Below are 21,886 nucleotides of genomic sequence, written 5' to 3'. Positions count from 1 at the left end.
GAGGCGACTGGTGAGGACAGCTCCACCGATCAGCTGCTCGACGCACTGAACAACGACGTTCTCGACAGTAACACCGAGGCCGGTGTCGACAACGCCGAGAACAACAGTCTCGACCTGCGGCTTCGCGAGACGCGCGAGAGCGCGGGTCCGAACTCGCAGCTCCGCACGGTTGATCTCGCGAACACCACGGTCGACGCCGTCGTCGACGAGCAGAGCGACACGGTCTACGTCATCGTCGACACGAATTCGATCGAATTCGACAACGGTGACACGCTCGACGCGAGCGACGACGATGTGGGCATCGACGCGCGCTTCCGCGTTCAGGACGCGCGCCTGCTCGAGTACAACCGTCTTGAGCAGACCGACAGCGACGTTGACGAGGTCTCTGATCTCCACCAGACGGCCACGGGATCCTTCCAGGTCGTTGACGCCGATGGTGAATTCGATCAGGACCCGTACAACGTGACGAACGCTGAGGGTCAGACCGTGTCGGGCACGACGAACCTCGCGCCCGGTACGGAACTGACGCTCCGCGTGCGCTCCGACGGNACGCGCCCGGCGTTCTCGAAATCGGACACGGTGACGGTGAACCCCGACGGCATGTGGTCCACTGACTTCGACTTCAGTGAACAGTCCGTCGGCGACGAGTACAACATCAACCTCCGCAACACGGCGTTCGACGAGAACCCGTCTGTCGAAGGGACGGTCGTCGAGCAGGTTCAGGAGCCCGCGACCTTCGAGGTCTCGGACCTGAGCCCGTCTGAGGCAACCGCGACGGCTGGTGACTCGGTCGACGTTTCGGCGACGGTCGAGAACACCGGCGGTCAGGAAGCCACCCAGAGTGTCGCGCTCACGCTTGACGGCGACGAGCTCGACAGTCAGGACGTCACGCTCGGTGCTGGCAACAGCACGACCGTCGAGTTCACCGCAGACACGTCCGGCCTCGAAGCCGGTGACTACACGCACGGTGTGGCCACCGACGACGACGAGGCGACCGGAACGCTCACCATCGAAGCTGCCAGCGACGGCGGCGACGGTGACGACGGCGGCGACGGCGCCGACGGCGGTGACGGTGACGGTGCCGACGGCGGCGACGGTGCCGACGGCGGTGACGGTGAAGACGGCGGTGACGGTGGCGACGGCGGCTCTGAAGACGGGACGCCCGGCTTCGGTGCCCTCGTCGCTCTCGTCGCCCTCATCGCGGCTGCGCTCCTCGCTACGCGGCGTANGGTGACGGTGGCGACGGCGGCTCTGAAGACGGGACGCCCGGCTTCGGTGCCCTCGTCGCTCTCGTCGCCCTCATCGCGGCTGCGCTCCTCGCTACGCGGCGTAACGAGTAACGCAGCAACGATTCGCCACTAACCAACTATCGGCCCTCACGGGCCGACCCCTTACGGTTCTCTTTATGACGCCACGCCTCGACCGCTGAGCGACCGCTGTCGGCGTCGCTTCGCGTCTACGCACTACCTTCCTGCAAAAGATCGAGACTGCTGCGCGTCGAGGAACGCGTCTCGCGCCCGCTTCAGCTCGCTCACGTCGCACTCCTCGTTACCGCCCTGGTCGGCGTGAGCTTCCTTCGCGAGCGCTCGGAACACGCTCTTCACGACCGGATCGGGTGCGTCCGGTATGACGCCGAGTACCTCGTGCGGATCGCGATCGGGCTCGGGCTCGGGATCGACGGCGATCACGTCCGGATCCGACTCGCCACCGGGGCGGCAAGCGGGCGGTCTCGAACTCCGAGTCCGCGGTCGTCACGCCACACCGCTCGGCGAGGGGTTTCCGGCGGGCGTACAGCGCGCTCGGCCCGAGCGCTGCCCAGCTTGCGTTGCCCACCAGTCACACGCGATCTCATAACCCTCGTCGGCCGGGCGATCCTCGCGACGGAAACGCGCCACGACGCCGTGGAGACACGGACGTCGCTCCCGACTCAGCGTTCGATCTCGTCGCCGATCGACTCGAACGACTTCGTCGCGCGTGAGCGGGCTGTCGCCCGGGGAGGATCCGCGCTCGGGGGACTCGGTGCGCGGGTACCCTTCTGGTCACACGCGTTCGGGTGCGGGGTGGCTCAGTTACGCATATCTCACCAGCGACGTGGTTCGGGTGAAGCACTCTCCGAAAGGCGGTCTCCCGGTCGGTGTGTCGGTGCTGTCACCGAGATACGAGTCGAGCTGTCCCGGCCGTGTCGGTGTCGGTCTGGTGGCCGACGCGATCGCACACGACTGCTACCGCTCCGTTTCCGGCGGCGCCGGATCGACGAGCGGAGAGTCCTCGTTCGCGCACTCGGGGCGGCCGCAGACGCCGGCGTCGGCCCCCGCCTGCGAGACGCCCGCGGCGAGCGATTCGATGGTCCAGCCGACGCCGTGATCGGTCGTCGACTCGTGGTCGTCCACGGCGGCTCTGGCGTCGCGGAGGCTCTCGTAGGTTGCCGCGAACGAGCAGTCGCGACACCGAACCGTGACGCGCGTTCCGTCCATGCGCGTGTCTTGTACCTCTTCTACATAACTGTCGCGTTCCCGGTGCGGCCGCGGGGAGCGCGGAAAACGGTGGATAGCCGGACCGAACCGGAACTGTCGTCGCTACGCCGGCTCGTCGCCTTCGGTCTCGGTTCGCCAACCGCCCTTGAGTATGACGAACCAGACCGCGGCGCCTGCGAGAACGAAGACGGCGGCCATATACGGGATCAGCGGGAGCTCGACGCCGACGAAGTCGAGTACCGTCCGGAACTCGTAGACGATCACGCCGAAGATCGCGAGCGTCACCAGGAGTCCGCCGCGGGTCACGTCGACGCTCATCTGACCACCTCGACGAGCGCGGACGACGCGTCGCCGACCGCGCCGAACACGCCGGGTGCCGCGTGTGCGAGCGCGTCGTATACGGGTGCGAGCCACACCGGATAGGTGCCGACGCCCGGCCCGAGCAGCCCGCCGCGGTTGATGATCGCCGCCAGCGGGAGCGCGTACGCGAGGACGACGAGCGTGACCGCGATTCCGACCCATAATCGGAGGTTATCGAGCACCCGCGGCGCGTCGTCGGGGCCGGAGAGCGCCGGCGGCAGCGTCTCCGCGAGTCCGGAGACCTTCGGGTTCCCCATCGTGAGCACGAGGTTCCCGATGAACAGGACCGTCGAGACGAACAGCAGGGTCCCGCCGATCGCGATCTGAACGTTGAGCTCCTCGAACCCGCCGAACATCGTCGGGTAGTCGAACCCGGAGTACTCGGGCTCCGCGGTCCGACGCGGGACGCCCATGATCCCCTGTGCGTGCATCGCGTTGGACATCAGCGCCATGCCGATGAACCACAGCACGACCTGGAACAGCCCGATCGCTCGGCTGTAGATCGGCTTGTTGGTGATCTGGGGCCAGAGCCAGTAGGTGGCCGCCATGAACGTGAGTGCGACCGCGGTCCCCACGGTGAGGTGGAAGTGGCCCGGGACCCAGATCGTGTTGTGGATCATGTAGTTGATGTTCATCCCGGCGTTCACCATCCCGGAGAAGCCGCCGGCGGCGAACATCAGTCCCGCGAGCATCATCCCCGTGAACTCTGGCTTCCGCCACGGAAGGTCGGTGAGCCAGCCGAGGAGCCCGCTCCCGCCGCGCTGGCGGGCACCGTACTCCACGCTCGCGACGACGGTGAACGCGGTGAGCAGGCTCGGCAACAGGAGGAACATCGTGTTCGTCATCGAGATGAACTTGAACCCCTCCGCGATCCCCGGATCGAGGTACTGGTGGTGGATCCCGACGGGGGTCGAAAGCAGGAGGAACAGCACGAACACGACGCGCGCGAGCGGGTCGCTGAACAGCCGCCCGCCGGCGATCTTCGGGAGGACGGTGTACCACAGCAGGTACGCCGGCATCAGCCAGAAGTACACCACCGGGTGGCCGAAGAACCAGAACAGCGTCCGGGTCAGCGTCGGGTTCACCTGATCGATCAGCCCGAGCGACCACGGTAGCAGGAAGATGAGCACCGACGCCGCCACGGCGGACGACGCGATGTACCACATCGCCATCGTCGTCAGCACCATGAACGTCTGCAGCGGGATCCGCTCGTCGGGGTTCTCGCGCTTCCACGCGAGCCACGTCCGGAACCAGTCGGCGCCGGCGATCCACGAGCCGACGATGAACACGGCGAGCCCCGCGTAGAACATGGGATGCGCCTGCAGCGGGGCGTAGAAGGTGAACAACACGTCCGCGCTCATGTCGATCGAGCTGCTGAAGCCGGCGAGGATCGAGATCCCCGTCATCGTCATTCCGGCGGCCATGAGCCCGTACCACGTCCACGTGATCCTGATGTCGATCAGCGGCCGATCGAGGCTCCGCACGACCGCCCACGTGAACAGCCCGACGAGGAAGAACGTCGTGAAGCTGAGCGCGAGGAACACCCCGTGTGCGGTGAGGGAGGTGTAGTAATCGGTGGAGGAGATGAGCCCGCGGAAGACGCCGGTCCGGTGGAGCGTCTGGATGATCCCGAAGATCGCGCCGAGCGTGAGCGCGAGGAACGACCCGAGCAGCGCGGCGCGGACGATCCGCGCCTCCTCGGGGAACTTGTCGTAGAAGGTTTGCTCCGCTTCGATCGCCTCGCTCATTCGCCCTCACCTCCGTTCGTCCGGCCGTCGAACTCGGACTGGCTCACGACCTCCAGTTTCCCCTGCATCCCGTGGTGGGCGGGGCCGCAGTACTCGTTACAGACGATCCCGTACTCGGCCGGACCGTCGGTCTCGACGGTTATCTCCGAGACCTCGCCGGGAACCACCATCGTGTTGGCGTTCGTTCCGACGACCTCGAAGCCGTGGATCACGTCCCGTGACGTGATATAGAACGTCACCGTGCTGTTTTCTGGCACCACGATCGGGTCGGGCTGGAATCCGAACTGGAAGGCGAGGACGTACGCCGCGTACTCGTTTTCGCCGACCTGTTCGACCCGGGGCTCCGAGAACCGCTCGTCCTCGTCGAGCGCGCCGGCGTCGATCGCCGGCTCGCTGTCGCTCACCATCGCGACGCCGGGTCCGACGGCGCCATATGTGACCGAGCCGAGGAGGAGCAGTATCAGGAGCACCGACGCCGCGAGCCAGAGTTTCTCGTAGGCGTGAATGTGCATGCTGTGATCACCCCACGACGACCAGGTCACGGCCGAGGAACTCGATGTAGTAGATGTACACCCACGAAAGCACCAGGATGACGAAGTAGATCCCGATGAGCGTGAGGGTCCCGATCGGATCGAACTCCTCGATGTCACCGCTCACGTCGTCCGCCGACCCGTGTGCGGTTTCGTTTCGGCCCATGGGTCGTGTTGATGGTAAACAACTATATAAGGTCTATCCGTTCTCACACCCTGAAAACACGGATGTTATATATGTTCCGCGGACCGTTGGTCACGACATGGACTTCTCGCTTCAACAGGCCGTGCTCCTCGTGCTCGGCGGGCTCGTCCCCGCGGCGGTGTTCATCGCGGACCGCGCGGAGATCTTCGTCGCGATCACGCTGGTGAACGTGCTGCTCATCTGGGCGAGTCTCCGGATCGCGACCGGCGGGAGCCTGTTGGGGTTCGGCGACGGCGACGCGTCGGACCCGGACCGAGCGTAGTCGCCCGGACACGGCCGGCGACCGGACGCGTCGAATCTCGGTCGCCCCGTCCGTGCCGAGAACCCCCTGCGGAACTCCGGGACCAAACACATGTCAGGCTGTACACTCTGCGATCTGCCGACCGGGGACGATCCCCACACCGCCCCGGACGTCGACGGCGAGTTCTGCTGTCGTGGCTGTCTCGCCGTCGCGCGGTCGCTCGGCGACGGCGAGGGGACCGACGGGCTCGACGGCGGGCTCGACGCCGTCGAAGCTCGTCGGCCGGACGACGAGCCGGACGACGACTTCGAGGGCGAGACGACGTTCCTCCACGTCAACGGAATGCACTGCGCGACCTGCGAGTCGTTCTTGGAGATGACGGCGGGCGAACAGCCCGGCGTCGCGGCCGCGGAGGCGAGCTACGCGACCGACACGATCCGGGTCGACTACGACCCCGACGCCGTCGACGCCGAGGAGCTCCCGGAGCGCCTTTCGGTCGCCGGATACTCGGCGAGCAACCGCGCGGACCCGGACGCGAAGGGCGACGACGCGGTCGTCCGGTTCCTGATCGGCGGCGGCTTCTTCGGGATGATGGCGATGCTGTGGTACGTCGTCTTCCTGTACCCCACCTACTTCGGCTACGAGCCGTTCCTCGATCTGGGCGGGGTCTCCGGGCTCTACCTGTTCACGCAGATCTGGGTGTTCGCGTCGATCGTCCTGTTTTACACGGGGTACCCCATCCTGCGGGGCGCCTACGTGAGCCTCCGCGCTCGACAGCCGAACATGGACCTCTTGGTGTCGCTCGCGGCGGTGAGCTCGTACTCCTACAGCACCCTCGCGATGTTCCTCGGGCGGACCGACCTGTACTTCGACGTGACGATCGCCGTCGTTCTGGTGGTCACCGCCGGCAACCACTACGAGTCGCTGATCAAGCGCCGCGCGACCGGCGCGCTGTCGGAACTGACGACGGCCACCGACCGCGAGGTCCGGACCGAGGCGGGTCAGACGGTCGCCGCCGACGCGGTGGACCCCGGGGATCGACTCCTCGTGCGCCCCGGCGAGCGCGTGCCGTTCGACGGGGCGGTCGTCGAGGGGACCGCGGCGGTCGACGAGGCCCTCGTCACGGGCGAGTCGCTCCCGGCGACGAAACGCGAGGGAGACGAGGTCCGCGGCGGCACCGTCGTCACCGACGCCCCGGTGGTCGTCGAGGTGGGCGAGGACGCCGAGAGCACTCTCGACACGCTCGTGCGGATGTTGTGGGAGATACAGAGCTCGCGGTCGGGGATACAGCGGCTCGTCGATAAGCTCGCGACGGTGTTCGTCCCCCTCGTCGTCGCCGTGGCGGTCCTCGCGGCCGGCGCGACCCTCGCGTTCGGCGCCGCGCCCGTCGAGGCGGCGCTGGTCGGGCTCACGGTGCTCATCGTGTCGTGTCCGTGCGCGCTCGGGCTCGCGACTCCCCTCGCGGTCGCGGCCGGGATCCGCGACGCGGCCCGGCGGGGGATCGTGATCGTCTCCGACGCCGTCTTCGAGGAGGCCGCCGACGTCGACACGGTCGTGCTCGACAAGACCGGCACCCTCACCGACGGCGAGATGCGGTTGATCGACACCGTGACCGACGGGTCGGACTCGGGGACCGTCCGGAAGCGGGCCGCGGCGCTGGAGCGCGCCTCGGCCCATCCGATCGCCGAGGCGATCGTCGCCGGGATGACTGGACAGGAAACCGAACGCGCCGAGCCCGCCGGCCGTCCGGCCGCGACGACCGACGGCGGCACGGCGGCCGGCGACGGCAGAACGGCGACCGCGACCGAACCGTCGCCCGCACCCACGGACGTGACGGTCACGGACAGAGGCGTCACGGGACGGATAGCCGGCGACGAGGTCGTCGTCGGCCACCGCTCGCTGTTCGAGGGAGAGGCGTGGACCGTGCCAACCTCGCTCGACGCGGCGGGCGCGGAGGCGCGCGACGCGGGTCGTGTCCCCGTGTACGTCGGATGGGAGGGGCGCGTCAGGGGGGTGCTCGTCGTCGGCGACGAGGTGCGCGACGGGTGGGAAGCGGTCGTCGAGGAGCTGGCGTCGGACGGGCGTCGAGTCGTCGTGCTCACGGGCGACTCCCCGGCCGCGGCCCGGCGGTTCGAGGCGCACCCCGCCATCGACGAGGTGTTCGCCGAGGTCCCCCCGGAGGCGAAGGCCGAGACGGTCCGGCGCCTGACCCTGACAGAGCGCGTCGCGATGGTCGGCGACGGGAGCAACGACGCGCCCGCGCTCGCGGCCGCCGACATCGGCGTCTCCGTCGCCAGCGGAACCGATCTGGCGGCCGACGCCGCCGACGCCGTCCTGCTGGAGGACCGCCTGTCGGCGATTCCGGAGCTGTTCGCGGTCACCCGCGGGACGAATCGCCGACTCAAGCAGAACCTCGGGTGGGCGTTCGTCTACAACGCGGTCGCGATCCCGATGGCGGTCTCGGGGGTCCTCAACCCGCTGTTCGCCGCGGTCGCGATGGCGACGAGCAGTCTCCTCGTGGTGAGCAACTCTGCCCGGGCGGTCGTCGACACCGAGTGACGCCGCGTCCGGTCACGCCCGATGACGCGGCTTCCAGTCACACCCGATGACGCGGCTTCCAGTCACACCCGATGACGCGGCTTCCAGTCACGCACCTCATCCCGAGGACTCGCTCGCGCTCTCGCCTGACGAGGACTCCTCGGCTCCGTCCGACGCGGACCGGTCTTTCTGTCCCGGGAGGAGCCGCCTCGCCAGCGCGCCGAGCCGTTTGTAGCCGAGGTTGACGTACAGCCCCGAGAGGAAGACTAAACCGACGACGAGGGGATCGCTGTTCGGCGTCTCGCCCAGGATGATGTCAGAGAGCAGGAAGATCCCGACGCCGAGCGGCAGCGCGGCGGGGAGATGGAAGTTGTGTCGGAGCAGCCTCCCGGTCGAGCCGTCGAACCGCTCGATCAGCGTCGTGAAAATGAATCCCAACGCGCCGAGCAGGCTGAACACCGGAACGTACCTCGGGACGATACCGCCGGACAGAGCCGTCGCTCCGGCGAACGGGCCCTCGGCGGGAACGATAGCTGCGGCCACGAGGGTGACGGTCAACAGGAGATCGCCGACGACGAGCGCGATACCGACGCGCGACCGGTACCAGACCCGATCCAGCCACTCGGTGCCGACCGCTCCGCTACTCGGGCCCGGATCGGCGTCCTGCTCCGTCTCCCCGGAGTCCCGGTGTTCGTCCGACGCGTCTCCCCCCGGTTCGCTCGGATCCCGTCTCGGTTGGCTCGCCATCGACCCCCGAGTTTGTCAGGGAAGAACAATTAACTTCCCCCGGCGGGTGCGGCCCGCTTCCGACCCGCCCCGCGCCTGACCGGAGGGCCGTCGGCTTACGCTGTCGCGCCGACGTACGGCTTGACCGCGCGTACGATGGCGTCCACGTCGTACTCGTCTTCCGTCTTGTCGAAGACGACCTCACCGTCGGCGCGCACGACGAACACGCCGTCGTCGCCGGTCACCAACGCGACCTCGTCGATCCCCTCACCGAACTGTTTGAGGACCGCCTCCGACACGTCTTGGGCGCGATTCAACATGCCGCACGGGACGCAGTACTCGACTTCGATGCGGGTCATACGGTCTCCGGTTCGTGCCGAAAGAACTTAAAAACGCACCGCGTATCTCTTGTCGGTCTCTACGTTCGGCGATCGACATCGCTGATATCGAACCGCGCGCCGCCCTCGCTTCCCTCGCCGATCCGCATCTCCCACCCGTGCGCCTCGACGATCCGATCGACGATCGCGAGCCCGAATCCCGTCCCGTCGTTCGACGACGTGACCCCGGTCTCGCGTACCCGATCGAAGTCCGCCTCCGGGATGCCGACGCCGTCGTCCTCGACATAGAAGCCGTTTCCGCCGGCGAGTAGATCCACTCGAACCGTCACGTCCCGGCCGCCGTGCTCGACCGCGTTCCGGAAGAGGTTCTCAAAGACGTGAGACAGTCGGTCGCGGTCGGCCCGGACCGTCGTCGATCCGTCTACTTGGAGCGTCGCGTCCGCTGTATCCACGCGGGACCAGCACTCGCGCGCGCACTCGGCGAGATCGACGTCGTCGACGTCGTCGACGCTCTTCCCCTCTCGGGCGAGCGTGAGCGTCTCCTCGATTATCTCGTCCATCCGATCGAGCGCAGGCTCGATCTCCTTGAGGTGTTCGTCCTCTGGATGTGCTCGTCTGGCGAGGTCGGCCCGACCACGGACGACGTTGAGCGGGTTTCGGAGATCGTGAGACACGACGCCAGCGAACTCCTCCAGTCGGTCTCGCTCCCGTCGGAGCTCGTCCTGTCGGATACGACTTCGCTCCGCGGCGACCTCGCGTTCGATCGTTTTCGCTTCGAACAATCCGATCAGAAGCCCGATCCCGCCGCCGAAACTAATCGCCCAGCGGACCCACCCGACGATCTGAAACGTCGTTTCCGTCGGCAGCGCCGCCATGAACCCCACGTTGATGAGGAGGAAGCCAGACGCCCCCGCGAAACACCACTGATTGAGTCGCGGATACCGAGCCGGCGAGAGTTCGGATCCCGGAATGTTACGGACGACGTATCCGATCCCGAGTACGACCAGTACCGAGGAGATGAGGCCGACCCAGTAGCCGTCGGGAACAGTAACGATCCCGAACGAGACCGTCGCGGTCTCCGCGACGAGCGACAGGACGAGGACGACGCCGAGACCCCAGACGGGCCACAGCGAGCGAATAGCCGCTCTTGACGAGACGTCCATTTGACTGTGACCGCTTTTTCGCGGGGCTATATAAATAACGCACAGCCAGATGTCACACTCAATAATTAGGGCCAACCGGCGCCGGCCGCGCTCAGATAACCAGCGCGTCGAAGACGACGGCGAACAGCAGGAGACCGAGGTAGGCGTTCGACGCGTGGAACGCGCGGAACGCCGCGGCCTCGGTCTGCTCGTAGTGGAGTCGGATGACCATCCACAGGAACAGGGCGCCGACCCCGACGCCCACGACGGCGTAGAGCGCGCCGAGCGGTTCGGCGACCGCCGCGAGCGCGACGGCCGCGACGAGCGTCGCCCCGAGGTACCAGACGATGTGCCGGCGCGTCGTCGTCTCCCCGCGGACCACGGGCATCATCGGGAAGCCGCCGCGCTCGTAGTCGTCCTTGTAGGCCAGCGCGAGGTTGTAGAAGTGCGCCGGCGTCCACAGGAAGATGACCAGCGCGAGCAACAGCCCGCCGCCGCCGATCTCGCCGGTCACTGCGGCCCAGCCGATCAGGGCGGGCAGGGAACCGGCGGCCCCGCCGATCACGGTGTTTTGCACCGTGTTCGGCTTCAGGATGAGCGTGTACACCACGCTGTAGAACACGATCGCGATCAGCCCGAGCGCCGCCGTCAAGGCGTTCACGGTCCAGAACAGGCCGACGGAAACGAGCGTGAGGAGCCCGCCGAACGCGAGCGCGTGGGACACCGGCACCAGGTCGGTCGCCAGCGGGCGGTCGTTCGTGCGCTGCATCCGCTTGTCCACGTCGCGCTCGAGCACGTGGTTGAACGTCCCGGAGGCGCCGATCGAGAGCGCGCCGCCGACGAGCGTCGCGGCCACGACGCGGGGGGTGAACCCCTGCCCGCCGGCGAGCGCCATCGCGGCGGCGGCGACCAGACAGAGCAGCCACATCAGCCGCGGCTTCATCAGCCGGAAGTACGCCGCCGCGGTCGCCCGCAGTCGGGGGACGGTCGCGGTCGGAATCTCGGGCTCCGGCGCCTCCTCAACCGGCGGGAGGTCGTCGGTCCCGGGCTGGAAGTCGACCGGCGCGTCGTCCGGGTCGCCGGTCTCGGCCTCCAGCCACCACGCGAGCCCGGCGAGCACGGCCGCGAAGATGCCCACGCCGAGAAGGAGGTGAAGGGGCCCGAGCGCGGCCGGGAGCCCGCCGACCGCGACGAGCGCGCCCACGCCGGCCTGCGCGGGATACACGACGAGGGCGGCGGTGAGTGCGGCTCGGATCCGGCTGCTCGCGCCGTCGCGCCACGCGAGGGCGGCGGAGAGGGCGACGAGAGCCCCGACGACGACCGCAAGCAGTCGGTGCCCGAGCGCCACCCACCCGGCGGTCTCGGCGGGGAGCGCGGTCCCGCCGCCGCAGGCCGGCCAGCCTCCGCAGGCGGTCGCCGCCTCCGTGAGCGAGGTGGTGGCGCCGACGACGATGAGCAGGTACACGCCCATCGCCGCCGCCGCCAGAACCGCGGGGAATCGGTCGGGTATCGTCACTTGGTCGCTGTTGGGAGCGGACCCATATATGTTCCGCGCTTCGGCGTATCGGTCGCGCTCGTCGGCGGCGAGACGACTGTTATCCCCGCTCGCCGCGAGGCCTATCGCCGTTCTGACAGTCACGACCGTCGCCGCGGTCGGGGTCCCGTCGCTTCAGAATCCGATCGACGATGTCGCCGCTAGAGAGCAGTTCGTCCTCGTACCTGGGATCGCGGGCCGAGGCGCGCTCGACCCGGCAGTCGATGCCGCGCTCGGCGAGCGCGTCGGCGATGTTGGCCTCGTCGTGGTGCTGGTCGAACCCCAACACGATCACGTCGGGATCGAGGCGCTCGATCGGGACGAACACGTCTTCGGGGTGGCCGAGGTGCGCCTCGTCGACCGCGCCGAGCGCGGCGACCATGTCGCGGCGCTGCTCGGCACAGAGGATCGGCGCCGGCTTGTGCGTGACGTTGGCGCGGCGAGCGACGATGGCGTGGAGCTCGTCGCCGTGCGTCGCGGCGTCCTCCAGGTAGTGAACGTGACCGGGGTGAAGCAGGTCGAAGGTCCCCTGTGCGACGACCCGCGTCATCGGAACCACGAGAGGAAGCCGCCGCCGTCGCGTCGCTCCTCGCCGATCTCGCGGTCGATGTCCTCCTGCGTGAAGTCGAAGAAGTGCTCGTCGGGGACCTCCACGTCGAGCACGTCGAGAGTGGTCTGGTTCCCCTCGTTGTCGAACGCCTTCCAGTCGCCCCACCCGTAGGGCGCGCCGACGATGATGTGGACCCGCCCCTGTCCGAACGTCGCGAGGTCGGCGTCGCTCGGGCGAAGGGCGCCGTTCGGGTGCGAGTGGACCGAGCCGACCGCGCGCATGTCGTTCGGCTTCATGTTGGTGCGGACGCTCGCGCTCGTCGGGCTTGACTCCGTCCCCGGGATCACGAGCACGTCGGTGATCACCTGTCCGTCCCGGTCGAGGTCGAGCTTCCGAGCGTCGTCCGCGCGGAGGAACCCCATGTACTCGTCGGGGTGGCTCTCCTCGCTCGCCTCGAGGACGAACTCCATGGTCTCCCGGGCGATCCCGAGGAGCTCGTCCGAGCGGAACAGTCGCATACGCGAAGGAAGGCGCCGTCGCCCCATATGGATTCCGGACCGCGGGGCGAACGACGCGTCCCCCTGCCGGACACGAGTCCGGATCCCCTCACTCGACGGCGGCGGAGACGCGAGAGAACAGGCTTAACACCGGCCGTTCCCGATGACTTTCCATGAGCGAGAACACCGCCGGGGATTCCGGCACGCGGGGCGATTCGAGCCCCGAACCCGACGCTGACGCGGCGGAGGGGGCGGCCGACGACCGGCCGACCGTCTACGATCTGGCACCGGACTGCACCCTCGAGGACGCCGAGGTCGACGAGCTGTATCACGCCGAGGTCAACGGCATCGTCGACTACGGGATCTTCGTCGACGTCTCGGACGCCCTCTCGGGGCTCGTCCACGAGTCCAACCTCGACGGCACCTACGCCGTCGGCGACCGACTGGTCGTCCGGCTGACCGAGGTGAAGGAGAACGGCGACGTGGCGTTCGACGACGAGGATCTCGACGACTACCGCACCGAGACGGTCGCGCACGAACCGACCGTCTCCCGCGTCCGCGGGCTCGCCCCCGGCGACGAGGTCACCATCGAGGGCGAGGTCGTGCAGGCGAAACAGACGGGCGGCCCGACGATCTTCGCGGTTGCGGACGCCTCCGGCGTCGTCTCCTGTGCCGCCTTCGAGGAGGCCGGCGTCCGGGCGTACCCCGAGGTCGAGGTCAGCGACATGGTCCACGTCAGCGGGACGATCGAGACCCGCGAGAACGCCCTCCAGCTGGAGGTCGACTCGCTGAAGCGCCTCCCCGAGGAGCGAGCGATCGAGGCCCGCGAGCGCTTCGAGGCGGCCCTCGACGAGCGCGCCGAGCCCGCCGACCTCGACCCCCTCGTCGAGTGGGAGGCGTTCGAGCCGATCCACGACGACCTCCGCGAGCTCGCCCGGCTGCTCCGTCGTACCGTGCTCTCCGGCCGCCCGATCCGCGTCCGACATCACGCCGACGGCGACGGGATGTGCGCCGCGATCCCCGTCCAGCTCGCCTTGGAGAACTTCGTCCGCGACGTGCACGAGGACCCCGACGCGGCCCGGCACCTGTTCAAGCGGCTCCCGAGCAAGGCGCCGTACTACGAGATGGAGGACGTGACCCGCGACCTGAACTTCGCGCTGGAGGGGCGCGCCCGCCACGGGCAGAAGCTCCCCTTCCTGTTGATGCTCGACAACGGCTCGACCGAGGAGGACGTGCCCGCCTACGAGAACCTCGCGCACTACGATATCCCCATCGCGGCCGTCGACCATCACCACCCCGACCCCGAGGCGGTCGAGCCGCTGCTCGACGCCCACGTGAACCCGTACCTCCACGACGAGGACTACCGAGTCACGACGGGGATGATGTGCGTCGAGCTCGCCCGGCTGATCGATCCGTCGATCACCGACGAGCTGGAGCACGTCCCGGCCGTCGCCGGGCTCTCCGACCGCTCGAAGGCCGAGGCGATGGACGACTACGTCGCGCTCGCGGAGGAGGCCGGCTACGACGAGTCCGACCTGCTCGACATCGGGGAGGCGCTCGATTACGCCGCCCACTGGCTACGCTACTCCGAGGGGAAGACCCTGGTCAACGACGCCCTCAACGTGGGCTGTGAGGACGGGGACCGCCACGAGGAGCTGGTCGAGTTCCTCTCCGAGCGCGCCGACCGCGACGTGCAGCGCCAGCTCGACGCCGTCGACGACCACGTCGACCACGAGCGGCTCGCCTCCGGGGCGCACCTCTACCGCATCGACCTCGACGAGTACGCCCACCGGTTCACTTATCCCGCTCCCGGGAAGACGACCGGCGAGCTCCACGACACCCGCGTCAAGGAGACGGGCGACCCCGTCATCACCATCGGCTACGGTCCCGACTTCTGCGTGCTCCGCTCCGACGGCGTCCGGCTCGACATCCCGAACATGGTGACCGAGCTGAACGAGGAGCTTCCCGAAGCGGGTGTCTCCGGCGGGGGCCACCTCGTCGTCGGTTCGATCAAGTTCGTGAAGGGGCGCCGGAGCGCCGTCATCGAGACGCTCGTCGAGAAGATGGCCGAAGCGGAGATCGACGAGGCCCTCTCGTCGACGGCCGCGATCGACGACTGACGCCGGCTCGCCGGTCGTTCCTCAACCCGTCTACGCGAACGCCACCTCTCTGCGAGCGACGGCGCCGGCGCCCGCGGCGGCGGCCGCCAGCCCCCCGAGCAGCCCGACAGGCAGGTGGACTCCGCCGCCGCGCCAATCGGCCGCGTACGCACGGGCGTAGAAGTTCGCGACCGATTCGTCCTCCACCGCGAGCATCACTTCCCTGTTCTCCGTCGCCGCGCCCTCGTTCCAGTTGAGGCTCCCGACGACGGCGGCATCGTCGACGACGAGCCCCTTGGCGTGCACCTTCCCGAATCGGCCGCGCGGCTCGGATATGGCCACGTCGATCGGCTCGTCGGCGAGTTCGTCGACGAGCGCGCGGTTCGTCTCTCGGTCGTACCACGCGCCGGACACCAAGAGGTGAACGTCGACGCCGCGGTCCGCGGCCCGTCGGAGCGCGCGGACGATCCGGTTATCCGCTCCGCCCGTCCGCGGGACCACACCCAACACGCGGTCGTCGGCAGCGTCGATCCGCGCGACCAATCGGTCGGCGGCGTTGCCCGGCGTCGTCAGGAGTTCCACGTCCGCCGTCGTCGCTGCCGGCGGCTCGAACCGCACCGGATACGACCCGTTCGCCGTCCCCGATTCGTGGAACTCGGTGTCGTTTCGGAACGACGACCACGACCGGGCGTCGGGCGCCGTCGCGTCTTCTCGGAAGAGGGCGGCGAGATCGTCTGCGGCCGTCTTGCCGTCGGTCGCTTCATCGGTGGTCGTCTCGCCGACGCTCGACGACCGCGACGCTCCGGTGACGACGCCCCAGCCGCGGTTGGTCCGCCCGCCCGTCCCGGACGCCTTCCAGTTCTCCGTGAGGACGACCGCGCGGCCGTCGGCCACCGCGTACTTGGCGTGGTGGAAGCGGAACCGCTCGGGGTCGCCGTCGAGCACGCGGACCTCGACGCCGGCGGCCGCGATCCGGTCGAGAAGCCGCGCGCTCCGCGCGGAAAAGCCGCCGACCGGCGATCCCTCGACGAGGACTCGCACCTCAACGCCGCGATCGGCCGCGCCCACCAGGAGGTCGGCGACACGCTCCGACCCGAGCGTGTACCCCGCGAGCAGCAGGCGGTCGTCGGCCGCACGGAGCGGATCGACGGGGACTTGCGGGCTGTCCGGCAGCACGAACGGTGTCACGGTCGTGTTCTCCGTTCTGGCCACGGGTCGCGGATCGTATCCCCGCGGTCGCCACTCTCCCCAGTCCGCGCGCCAGCGGTGCCCTTCGGGCGCGCGGTCGTAATCGACAACGGCGACCGCCGTCCCGTTTCGGCGAAGCTCGATCCGGTCGCCGGACGCAGCGAGCGGGAAGTACCCGTCGAGCTCGCGGAGGACCGGTTCGCCAACGCCGCCGCGGCCGGCGCTCGCGGTTTCGTCGTCGAGCAGCGCCGTCGTATTCGTGGGGTCCATCGAGAGCGCGACGACCCCGCTCGCGTTCGCCGGAATGGACGCCTCGTGGTAGCCGTCCGAGAGCGACCAGTTCCCCTGCTCGGGGAGCCGGACGACGAGGTACTCGCCGCGGTTCTCGGCCGCCGTCGGATTCGGAAACAGCTCGAGGATCCGCGGCTTCATCGCCACGAGCGTCCGGTTCTCCGTCCCCTCGTTCGACTGCCGGACGGCGTCCCCCGGATCGGGTCCAGCGATCCCCGAGCCGGTTCCGGCGTCACCTGCGGTCGCGACCGGCGCGGCGGTCGTCAGGACGAGCAGTGCGAGCGTGACGGCGGTGAGGATCGCGATAGAGACGCTCGCGGAACGGGGGGATGCGGGCAACACAGGGCGTCTGCTCGCGGCATCGGATAAGAAGGGTCGGTCGCACGGCGGTCGGCGTCAGGCCTCGGCCTCAGGCGGTCGGCGCCGCCTCGTCGAGCGCGCGTTCGGCCTTTTCGGCCTCGGTGGAGACGATGAAGGAGTGCTCGTCGCCGTACTCGGCGACCGCTTCGAGCGCCTCGTGCGTACCGATCTGACGGAGCGCCCAGCCGGCGGCGGCGCGGACGTCGTCCGACTCGTCCTCGGCGAGCGCGCCGGCGAGGGGGTCGATCGCGCGGGTGTCGCCGATGAGTCCGAGTGCGCGGGCGGCGTGGGGTCGCACGAGATCGTCCGTGTCGCTCTCGGGATCGAGCTGGTTCGCGAGCGGCTGAACCGCTTCCGCGGCGCCGATTTCGCCGAGCGCCTTGAACACGGTCTTCTGGAGCTGCGGGTTCGAGTCCTCCGAGACGTACTCTACGAGGGTCTCGGTCGCCTCCTCGGCCGCCATCTTGCCGAGGATGCGGATGGACGGCCGGTCGCGCTTCTCGGCGCGGCCGAGCAGCTCCTCGACCGACGCCTCGGTCTTTCCGCGCTTGCCCATGCGCTCGAACGCTTCGAGGCAGTGGCGCTCCATGAAGTCGGACTGCAGCGAGTCGAGCGCGAGCAGAATCATGTCGACGTTGCCGCGCGCCTCGTGTTCCTTCAGCGCGGCCCACTCGACCGGGTAGTCCTTGTAGTGACCGAGAACGTCGTAGTATCCCTGCGCGCGGAGCTGCTCGTGGGTCTCGAGGTCGTCCCACTCCTCGGCGTCGTCGAGTCCCGCTTCGAGCGCGTCGGCCGCGTCGATCAGGGCCGCGATCGTCTCGGCGTCGTCGTCGGGATCGAGACCCGCGCCCGCGACCGCCTCGGCGACGGCGTCGAGCGCGGCGACGAGGTCGTCGGTCCGGTCGCCGCCGGTCTCCTCGGCGGCGTCCGCATCGGCGGCCTCTGTGTCGGCCGAGCCCGTATCGACGGTGTCCGGGTCGATCTCGTCCGCGTCGACCCCGTCGTCGACGGCGTCTGCGGCCGCGTCGACGAACGCGACCACCGCGTCTGCGGCGTCGTCGCGCCCGGCAGCGGTCCACTCGGTGTCTCCGAGCGTCGACGCCGCCGCCTCGATCGCGTCGACCACGTCCTCGGCGTAGGGGCCGCGGGCCTCCTCGACGCCGTCACGGAGCTCCGCGATCCGGTCTTCGAGGTCGCCCCGCGGGTCGTCGGCGTCCTCGTCGTCCTCGTCCGGCTCGGGGAGATCGGCCTCGGCGACCCCCTCCTCGGCGTCGTCGAGGAGCGCGTCGACGTCGTCGAGGTCCGCCTCGGTGTCGGCGCCGTCGAGGCGCTCCGCGATCTCGTCGAGGTATTCGTTTAGGGACTCCTCGGTCGCTTCGTCGGGAAGCGTGGGCGCGGCGGCCGCGTCCGTCGACTCGCCGGCGCCGCCCGCCTCCTCCGCGTCGTCCGCGGCGTCGGCCCCCTCGGAGGCGTCGGCCGGGTCGTCGTCGCCGTTGCTCATACACCACAAACTGCGCGCGTACTCCATTAAGACGTTTCCCTTCGCGGGCGGTGTTGACAGCGGTGTAGACCGGTATTGCGAGTGAACAAAAAATACTTTCAATATATAGAATTTCTATTACCGATGTAAGAACTATTAAGTGGGTCGCGCGCGTATGTTGAAACAGCTATGAGCACACAGAAAGAGGCCCGTCAGCGGTACGGCGACGTTCACGAGAGCGAAGCGCTGCGCATCCCGGAGGAGAAGGCCGAACAGCTCGTCGACGCGCTCAACAGCGATCTCGCGGCGACGTACGTCCTCTACCACCAAGTGAAAAAGCACCACTGGCTCGTCGAGGGCGCCGAGTTCCACGACATCCACGAGTACCTCGGCGAGGTCGCCGCGGACCTCGAAGAGGGCGCCGACGTGATCGCCGAGCGCGCGCAGGCGCTCGGCGGCGTGCCGCTCTCGGGCGGCGCGAACTACGAGGAGCACGCGCCGGTGAGCCCCGAGGACGCCGACGCCTACGACATCCGAACCTCGCTGGAGAACGACCTGGAGATCTTCGGCGACATCATCGAGCAGCTCCGCGAGCACGTCCAGCTCGCCAACAACCTCGGCGACTACAACACCGAGGAGCTGCTCCGCGAGATCCTCGAAGGCGTCGAGGAACACGCCCACCACGTAGAGCACTACCTGGAGGACGACACCCTCGTCACTCAGGGCACGCTCGAATAGGCGTCGAGAACTCGCGATAGCCGACGATCCCGCGGCTGCGGTCTCGTACTTTCCTTTTCCGTCCGAAAGCGGCGGCTGGCGGTTGAAAGCGGCCTCGCTTAGCGCCCCGACTCGTAGAACTCCTCGCGGTACACCCGCCCGAACGCGTTTCGCCGCAGGGTGCTGGCGGCCGCGTCCGGTTCGTCCTGGTACGTCGCCGCGACCACGGTGTCGGCGAAGGGGATCGGATGCCACACGACGTTGTCGACGTTGTCGGACCCGATCCGGACCACGCTATCCTCGTCGAACTCGCTGTCGGCGAGCCACTCGTCGAACTCCCCGTCCTCGCCGACGTGGACCGCGAGCAGCTCGGCGAACGTCGCGTCGCGCGCGGTCCGGATCACTTCGGGCGTGACCCGCTTGTCGTACTCGTCGGCGTCGAACGACATCGCCTTCGTCGCCTCGCGGACGACGACCTGCGCGACGGGTCCGACCTCCTCGTAGCGTTCGAGCGCGTCGGCGCGGGTCTCCGGGGCGAACGTCCCTCTGGTGTCCATACCCGCCGTTCGCCGTCGACTGAAAAGGGCGTTCCGTTACGCGGACGGGCCGTCGGCGTCTTCGGATCCGCCGCTATCGCTCGGATCGCTTTCGTCGTTCTCGTCGTCGCCCGCCTCGCGCGCCATCTCGCGGGCCTCGCGGATCGCGTCGGCAACCTCGGGATCGGTCTCGCCGGTCGAGTCGCCCGCTCCCGGGGCGCCGCCCGCGGTGCGGTCGTGGCCGGCGTGACCGTGGCCGTGATCGTGGCCGTGATCGTGGCCGGCGTGGTCGTGACCGCCCGATCCGACGCCGTCGTGCGCTCCGAGGTCGACGTCGGGGCGCCCGCGGTCGACGGTGTCCTCGAACACCTCGTGGTACTCGGCGTCCTCGGCGTGGGGCGTCACCTCGGCCGCGAGCCCCGCGGGCTCCCGATCGCTCCAGTCGGAGACGCGCTCGTCGAGCCACGCCTCGTGGTCGCCGCCGTGTAACATCGCCGTGAACGCGAGGTGGTGCGCGAGGTGTTCGCCGTCGCGCTGCGGGGTGTCGCAGACGGGGCACGCGTATCCCATTACGTTCCGAGTTGACGCGTGAGGCGTAAATCGGCGTCGAACGCGGATCGCTCGCGATCAGTGGTTCGTCTGAGAGGCGTTGCTGATGGCGACACGGTGAACACCGACAAAGTCTCAGCCGTTTGTTTATAAACGGTCGACACTGGATCGCCGACGGACGCCGCAAAAGCCCCAGCCGCGAGTCCTCGCGGCTGCCCCTTTGCGGCCCACCCACGTCCCACCCACACCGTAACCGCAGCCTCACGCCTCCCCAGCCTCGCCGCTCGCTTCGTCGCCGGCGCTGCGCGCCGGCTGCATGAGGGACCTCCGGTCCCTCTCTGCTCGCGGCGTCCCTCGCGCGTGCTCCTCGCGGCCGCCTTCGGCGGCCACTCGCAGGCACGCGCCACCGCACCGCGCTGGTGGGTCCGAAGAGCTCGTCGACGCTTCACCGCGTGCGCGTTTCGCACCTATAACAGCAACTTTATCACTCGCACGGGGCGAATTTCGCATAAGACTACTCCGTTAGGAGGTCCAACAGTGACTGAAGCCAACACACAACCGGAGGTGAACATCGGTCTCGTCGGTCACGTCGACCACGGGAAGACGACGCTCGTGCAGGCGTTGTCCGGCTCGTGGACCGACCAGCACAGCGAGGAAATGAAACGCGGTATCTCGATCCGGCTGGGGTACGCGGACGCGACGTTCCGGCGCTGTCCCGGCGTCGACGCGCCCGAGTGTTACACCGTCGACGAGGAGTGCGAGGACGGCTCCGAGAGCGAGCCCGTCCGGACGGTCTCGTTCGTCGACGCGCCCGGCCACGAGACGCTGATGGCGACGATGCTCTCGGGCGCCTCGATCATGGACGGGGCGGTCCTCGTCGTGAGCGCGACCGAGGACGTCCCGCAGGCGCAGACGGAGGAGCACCTGATGGCGCTCGATCTCATCGGGATCGAGAACATCGTCATCGCGCAGAACAAGGTCGACCTGGTCGACCGCGACCGCGCCGTCGACAACTACCGGCAGATCCAGGAGTTCGTCGAGGGCACCGTCGCGGAGGACGCGCCGATCGTTCCCGTCTCCGCGCAACAGGAGGTCAACCTCGACCTCCTCATCGACGCGATCGAGACGGAGATCCCGACCCCCGACCGCGACCCCGGCGAGAGCGCCCGCATGTACGCGGCTCGCTCGTTCGACATCAACCGCCCGGGCGCGACCGCGGCGGACCTCAAGGGCGGCGTCGTCGGCGGCTCGCTGGTCAGCGGCGAGCTGTCCGTCGGCGACGGGCTGGAGATCCGACCGGGCCGCGAGGTCGACGAAGAGGGACAGACGGAGTGGCGGCCCCTCGAAACGACGGTCCGCTCGCTGCAGGCCGGCAGCAACGACGTCGAGAGCGCTCGCCCCGGCGGGCTGCTCGGCGTCGGCACCGGGCTCGACCCGAGCCTGACGAAGGGCGACGCGCTCGCGGGGCAGGTCGCCGGCGAGCCCGGCACGCTCCCGCCGACGCGTAACGAGTTCGAGATGCAGGTCGACCTCCTCGACCGCGTCGTCGGGAAGGAGGACGACGAGAGCGGCGAGAGCGACATCGAGGACATCAACACCGGCGAGCCCCTGATGCTCACGGTCGGCACCGCGACGACGGTCGGCGCGGTGACGAGCGCCCGCGAGGGCGAGTGCGAGGTGAGCCTCAAGCGACCGGTCTGCGCCGAGGAGGGCGCGCAGATCGCGATCAACCGTCGCGTCGGCGCGCGCTGGCGGCTCATCGGCGTCGGGACGCTCTCGTAGC

General features: G+C 68.8%; 22 protein-coding genes. 6 read left to right on the top strand and 16 right to left on the bottom strand.

What is annotated here, in order from left to right; all coding sequences use genetic code 11:
- Positions 1-294: 294 nt before the first annotated feature.
- Positions 295-1,362 (top strand): BGTF surface domain-containing protein, encoded by a 1,068-nt coding sequence (locus C471_RS17990; protein WP_449272082.1) that lies wholly within the window; start codon positions 295-297, stop codon positions 1,360-1,362.
- A gap of 101 nt (positions 1,363-1,463) precedes the next feature.
- Here the strand turns inward: C471_RS17990 and C471_RS17980 are convergent, their stop codons facing one another.
- The 6 genes from C471_RS17980 to C471_RS17610 form a co-directional block, all read right to left on the bottom strand.
- Positions 1,464-1,688 (bottom strand): hypothetical protein, encoded by a 225-nt coding sequence (locus C471_RS17980; protein ID WP_004047181.1) that lies wholly within the window; start codon positions 1,686-1,688, stop codon positions 1,464-1,466.
- 534 nt (positions 1,689-2,222) lie between these two features.
- Complete coding sequence (locus C471_RS06140; protein ID WP_004047180.1) at positions 2,223-2,474, bottom strand: DUF7542 family protein; 252 nt, start codon at positions 2,472-2,474, stop codon at positions 2,223-2,225.
- A gap of 102 nt (positions 2,475-2,576) precedes the next feature.
- Positions 2,577-2,792 carry a hypothetical protein gene (locus tag C471_RS06135; RefSeq protein ID WP_004047179.1) on the bottom strand — a complete coding sequence of 72 codons (216 nt, stop codon included), beginning with the start codon at positions 2,790-2,792 and terminating at the stop codon, positions 2,577-2,579.
- Positions 2,789-4,582 (bottom strand): b(o/a)3-type cytochrome-c oxidase subunit 1, encoded by a 1,794-nt coding sequence (locus C471_RS06130; protein WP_004047178.1) that lies wholly within the window; start codon positions 4,580-4,582, stop codon positions 2,789-2,791. Before C471_RS06130 ends, C471_RS06135 begins: the two co-directional genes overlap by 4 nt.
- Positions 4,579-5,094, bottom strand: a complete 516-nt coding sequence (locus C471_RS06125) for a cytochrome c oxidase subunit II (RefSeq protein ID WP_004047177.1) — start codon at positions 5,092-5,094, stop codon at positions 4,579-4,581. The genes C471_RS06130 and C471_RS06125 overlap by 4 nt, the downstream gene beginning before the upstream one ends.
- A 7-nt stretch (positions 5,095-5,101) precedes the next feature.
- Positions 5,102-5,278, bottom strand: a complete 177-nt coding sequence (locus tag C471_RS17610) for a hypothetical protein (RefSeq protein ID WP_004047176.1) — start codon at positions 5,276-5,278, stop codon at positions 5,102-5,104.
- A 97-nt stretch (positions 5,279-5,375) separates the two neighbouring features.
- On the opposite strand from C471_RS17610, the gene C471_RS06120 reads away from it, so the two are divergent.
- Both C471_RS06120 and C471_RS06115 read left to right on the top strand, forming a co-directional pair.
- Positions 5,376-5,579: a hypothetical protein gene (locus C471_RS06120; RefSeq protein WP_004047175.1), complete on the top strand. Its 204-nt coding sequence runs from the start codon at positions 5,376-5,378 to the stop codon at positions 5,577-5,579.
- A 90-nt stretch (positions 5,580-5,669) separates the two neighbouring features.
- Positions 5,670-8,117: a heavy metal translocating P-type ATPase gene (locus tag C471_RS06115; RefSeq protein ID WP_004047174.1), complete on the top strand. Its 2,448-nt coding sequence runs from the start codon at positions 5,670-5,672 to the stop codon at positions 8,115-8,117.
- Between the two features lie 96 nt (positions 8,118-8,213).
- On the opposite strand, the gene C471_RS06110 is transcribed toward C471_RS06115, so the two are convergent.
- The 6 genes from C471_RS06110 to C471_RS06085 form a co-directional block, all read right to left on the bottom strand.
- Positions 8,214-8,843, bottom strand: coding sequence for a hypothetical protein (locus C471_RS06110; RefSeq protein ID WP_004047173.1), 630 nt, complete (start codon positions 8,841-8,843; stop codon positions 8,214-8,216).
- 95 nt (positions 8,844-8,938) lie between these two features.
- On the bottom strand, positions 8,939-9,181 hold the full coding sequence (locus C471_RS06105; protein ID WP_004047172.1) for a SelT/SelW/SelH family protein: 243 nt from the start codon (positions 9,179-9,181) through the stop codon (positions 8,939-8,941).
- A gap of 59 nt (positions 9,182-9,240) precedes the next feature.
- A complete protein-coding gene (locus C471_RS06100) occupies positions 9,241-10,323 on the bottom strand; it encodes a sensor histidine kinase (protein WP_004047171.1) in 1,083 nt (360 codons plus the stop codon).
- Between the two features lie 91 nt (positions 10,324-10,414).
- Entirely contained in the window at positions 10,415-11,818 is a 1,404-nt protein-coding gene (locus C471_RS06095; RefSeq protein WP_004047170.1) for a heme o synthase, read from the bottom strand.
- Between the two features lie 79 nt (positions 11,819-11,897).
- Positions 11,898-12,386 carry an adenylyltransferase/cytidyltransferase family protein gene (locus C471_RS06090; RefSeq protein WP_049909026.1) on the bottom strand — a complete coding sequence of 163 codons (489 nt, stop codon included), beginning with the start codon at positions 12,384-12,386 and terminating at the stop codon, positions 11,898-11,900.
- Complete coding sequence (locus tag C471_RS06085) at positions 12,383-12,904, bottom strand: Mov34/MPN/PAD-1 family protein (protein ID WP_004047168.1); 522 nt, start codon at positions 12,902-12,904, stop codon at positions 12,383-12,385. Before C471_RS06085 ends, C471_RS06090 begins: the two co-directional genes overlap by 4 nt.
- A gap of 152 nt (positions 12,905-13,056) precedes the next feature.
- Between C471_RS06085 and C471_RS06080 the strand changes: the two genes are divergently transcribed.
- Entirely contained in the window at positions 13,057-15,003 is a 1,947-nt protein-coding gene (locus tag C471_RS06080) for a DHH family phosphoesterase (RefSeq protein ID WP_004047167.1), read from the top strand.
- Between the two features lie 30 nt (positions 15,004-15,033).
- Here C471_RS06080 and C471_RS06075 read toward each other — a convergent pair whose 3' ends face one another.
- Positions 15,034-16,803: a phospholipase D-like domain-containing protein gene (locus C471_RS06075; RefSeq protein ID WP_004047166.1), complete on the bottom strand. Its 1,770-nt coding sequence runs from the start codon at positions 16,801-16,803 to the stop codon at positions 15,034-15,036.
- Positions 16,804-16,870: 67 nt separating this feature from the next.
- On the bottom strand, positions 16,871-18,322 hold the full coding sequence (locus C471_RS06070) for a HEAT repeat domain-containing protein (RefSeq protein WP_049909025.1): 1,452 nt from the start codon (positions 18,320-18,322) through the stop codon (positions 16,871-16,873).
- A 168-nt stretch (positions 18,323-18,490) separates the two neighbouring features.
- On the opposite strand from C471_RS06070, the gene dpsA reads away from it, so the two are divergent.
- Entirely contained in the window at positions 18,491-19,039 is a 549-nt protein-coding gene (gene dpsA, locus C471_RS06065; protein WP_004047164.1) for a DNA starvation/stationary phase protection protein DpsA, read from the top strand.
- 98 nt (positions 19,040-19,137) lie between these two features.
- On the opposite strand, the gene C471_RS06060 is transcribed toward dpsA, so the two are convergent.
- Positions 19,138-19,575 carry a DUF5809 family protein gene (locus tag C471_RS06060; protein ID WP_004047163.1) on the bottom strand — a complete coding sequence of 146 codons (438 nt, stop codon included), beginning with the start codon at positions 19,573-19,575 and terminating at the stop codon, positions 19,138-19,140.
- Between the two features lie 36 nt (positions 19,576-19,611).
- The gene (locus tag C471_RS06055) at positions 19,612-20,124 is read right to left on the bottom strand and encodes a DUF5810 domain-containing protein (RefSeq protein ID WP_004047162.1); all 513 of its coding nucleotides are present in this window, start codon (positions 20,122-20,124) and stop codon (positions 19,612-19,614) included.
- 516 nt (positions 20,125-20,640) lie between these two features.
- On the opposite strand from C471_RS06055, the gene C471_RS06050 reads away from it, so the two are divergent.
- The gene (locus tag C471_RS06050) at positions 20,641-21,885 is read left to right on the top strand and encodes a translation initiation factor IF-2 subunit gamma (RefSeq protein ID WP_004047161.1); all 1,245 of its coding nucleotides are present in this window, start codon (positions 20,641-20,643) and stop codon (positions 21,883-21,885) included.
- Position 21,886 lies beyond the last annotated feature (1 nt).

It is taken from the genome of Halorubrum saccharovorum DSM 1137, from assembly GCF_000337915.1.
Lineage (GTDB): Archaea > Halobacteriota > Halobacteria > Halobacteriales > Haloferacaceae > Halorubrum > Halorubrum saccharovorum.
The sequence above is the reverse complement of the archived record's forward strand: the minus strand, read 5'-3'. Positions and strand labels throughout refer to the sequence as shown.

Excerpts from the sequence above, each read along its gene's own strand:
- C471_RS06070 (WP_049909025.1), bottom strand. The coding sequence starts at position 18,322 with ATGAGCAACGGCGACGACGACCCGGCCGACGCCTCCGAGGGGGCCGAC.
- C471_RS06090 (WP_049909026.1), bottom strand. The coding sequence starts at position 12,386 with ATGACGCGGGTCGTCGCACAGGGGACCTTCGACCTGCTTCACCCCGGT.
- C471_RS06135 (WP_004047179.1), bottom strand. The coding sequence starts at position 2,792 with ATGAGCGTCGACGTGACCCGCGGCGGACTCCTGGTGACGCTCGCGATC.
- C471_RS06125 (WP_004047177.1), bottom strand. The coding sequence starts at position 5,094 with ATGCACATTCACGCCTACGAGAAACTCTGGCTCGCGGCGTCGGTGCTC.
- C471_RS17610 (WP_004047176.1), bottom strand. The coding sequence starts at position 5,278 with ATGGGCCGAAACGAAACCGCACACGGGTCGGCGGACGACGTGAGCGGT.
- C471_RS06085 (WP_004047168.1), bottom strand. The coding sequence starts at position 12,904 with ATGCGACTGTTCCGCTCGGACGAGCTCCTCGGGATCGCCCGGGAGACC.
- C471_RS06120 (WP_004047175.1), top strand. The coding sequence starts at position 5,376 with ATGGACTTCTCGCTTCAACAGGCCGTGCTCCTCGTGCTCGGCGGGCTC.
- C471_RS06080 (WP_004047167.1), top strand. The coding sequence starts at position 13,057 with ATGAGCGAGAACACCGCCGGGGATTCCGGCACGCGGGGCGATTCGAGC.
- C471_RS06110 (WP_004047173.1), bottom strand. The coding sequence starts at position 8,843 with ATGGCGAGCCAACCGAGACGGGATCCGAGCGAACCGGGGGGAGACGCG.
- C471_RS06100 (WP_004047171.1), bottom strand. The coding sequence starts at position 10,323 with ATGGACGTCTCGTCAAGAGCGGCTATTCGCTCGCTGTGGCCCGTCTGG.
- C471_RS06105 (WP_004047172.1), bottom strand. The coding sequence starts at position 9,181 with ATGACCCGCATCGAAGTCGAGTACTGCGTCCCGTGCGGCATGTTGAAT.
- C471_RS06130 (WP_004047178.1), bottom strand. The coding sequence starts at position 4,582 with ATGAGCGAGGCGATCGAAGCGGAGCAAACCTTCTACGACAAGTTCCCC.
- C471_RS06060 (WP_004047163.1), bottom strand. The coding sequence starts at position 19,575 with ATGGACACCAGAGGGACGTTCGCCCCGGAGACCCGCGCCGACGCGCTC.
- C471_RS06140 (WP_004047180.1), bottom strand. The coding sequence starts at position 2,474 with ATGGACGGAACGCGCGTCACGGTTCGGTGTCGCGACTGCTCGTTCGCG.
- dpsA (WP_004047164.1), top strand. The coding sequence starts at position 18,491 with ATGAGCACACAGAAAGAGGCCCGTCAGCGGTACGGCGACGTTCACGAG.
- C471_RS06055 (WP_004047162.1), bottom strand. The coding sequence starts at position 20,124 with ATGGGATACGCGTGCCCCGTCTGCGACACCCCGCAGCGCGACGGCGAA.
- C471_RS06115 (WP_004047174.1), top strand. The coding sequence starts at position 5,670 with ATGTCAGGCTGTACACTCTGCGATCTGCCGACCGGGGACGATCCCCAC.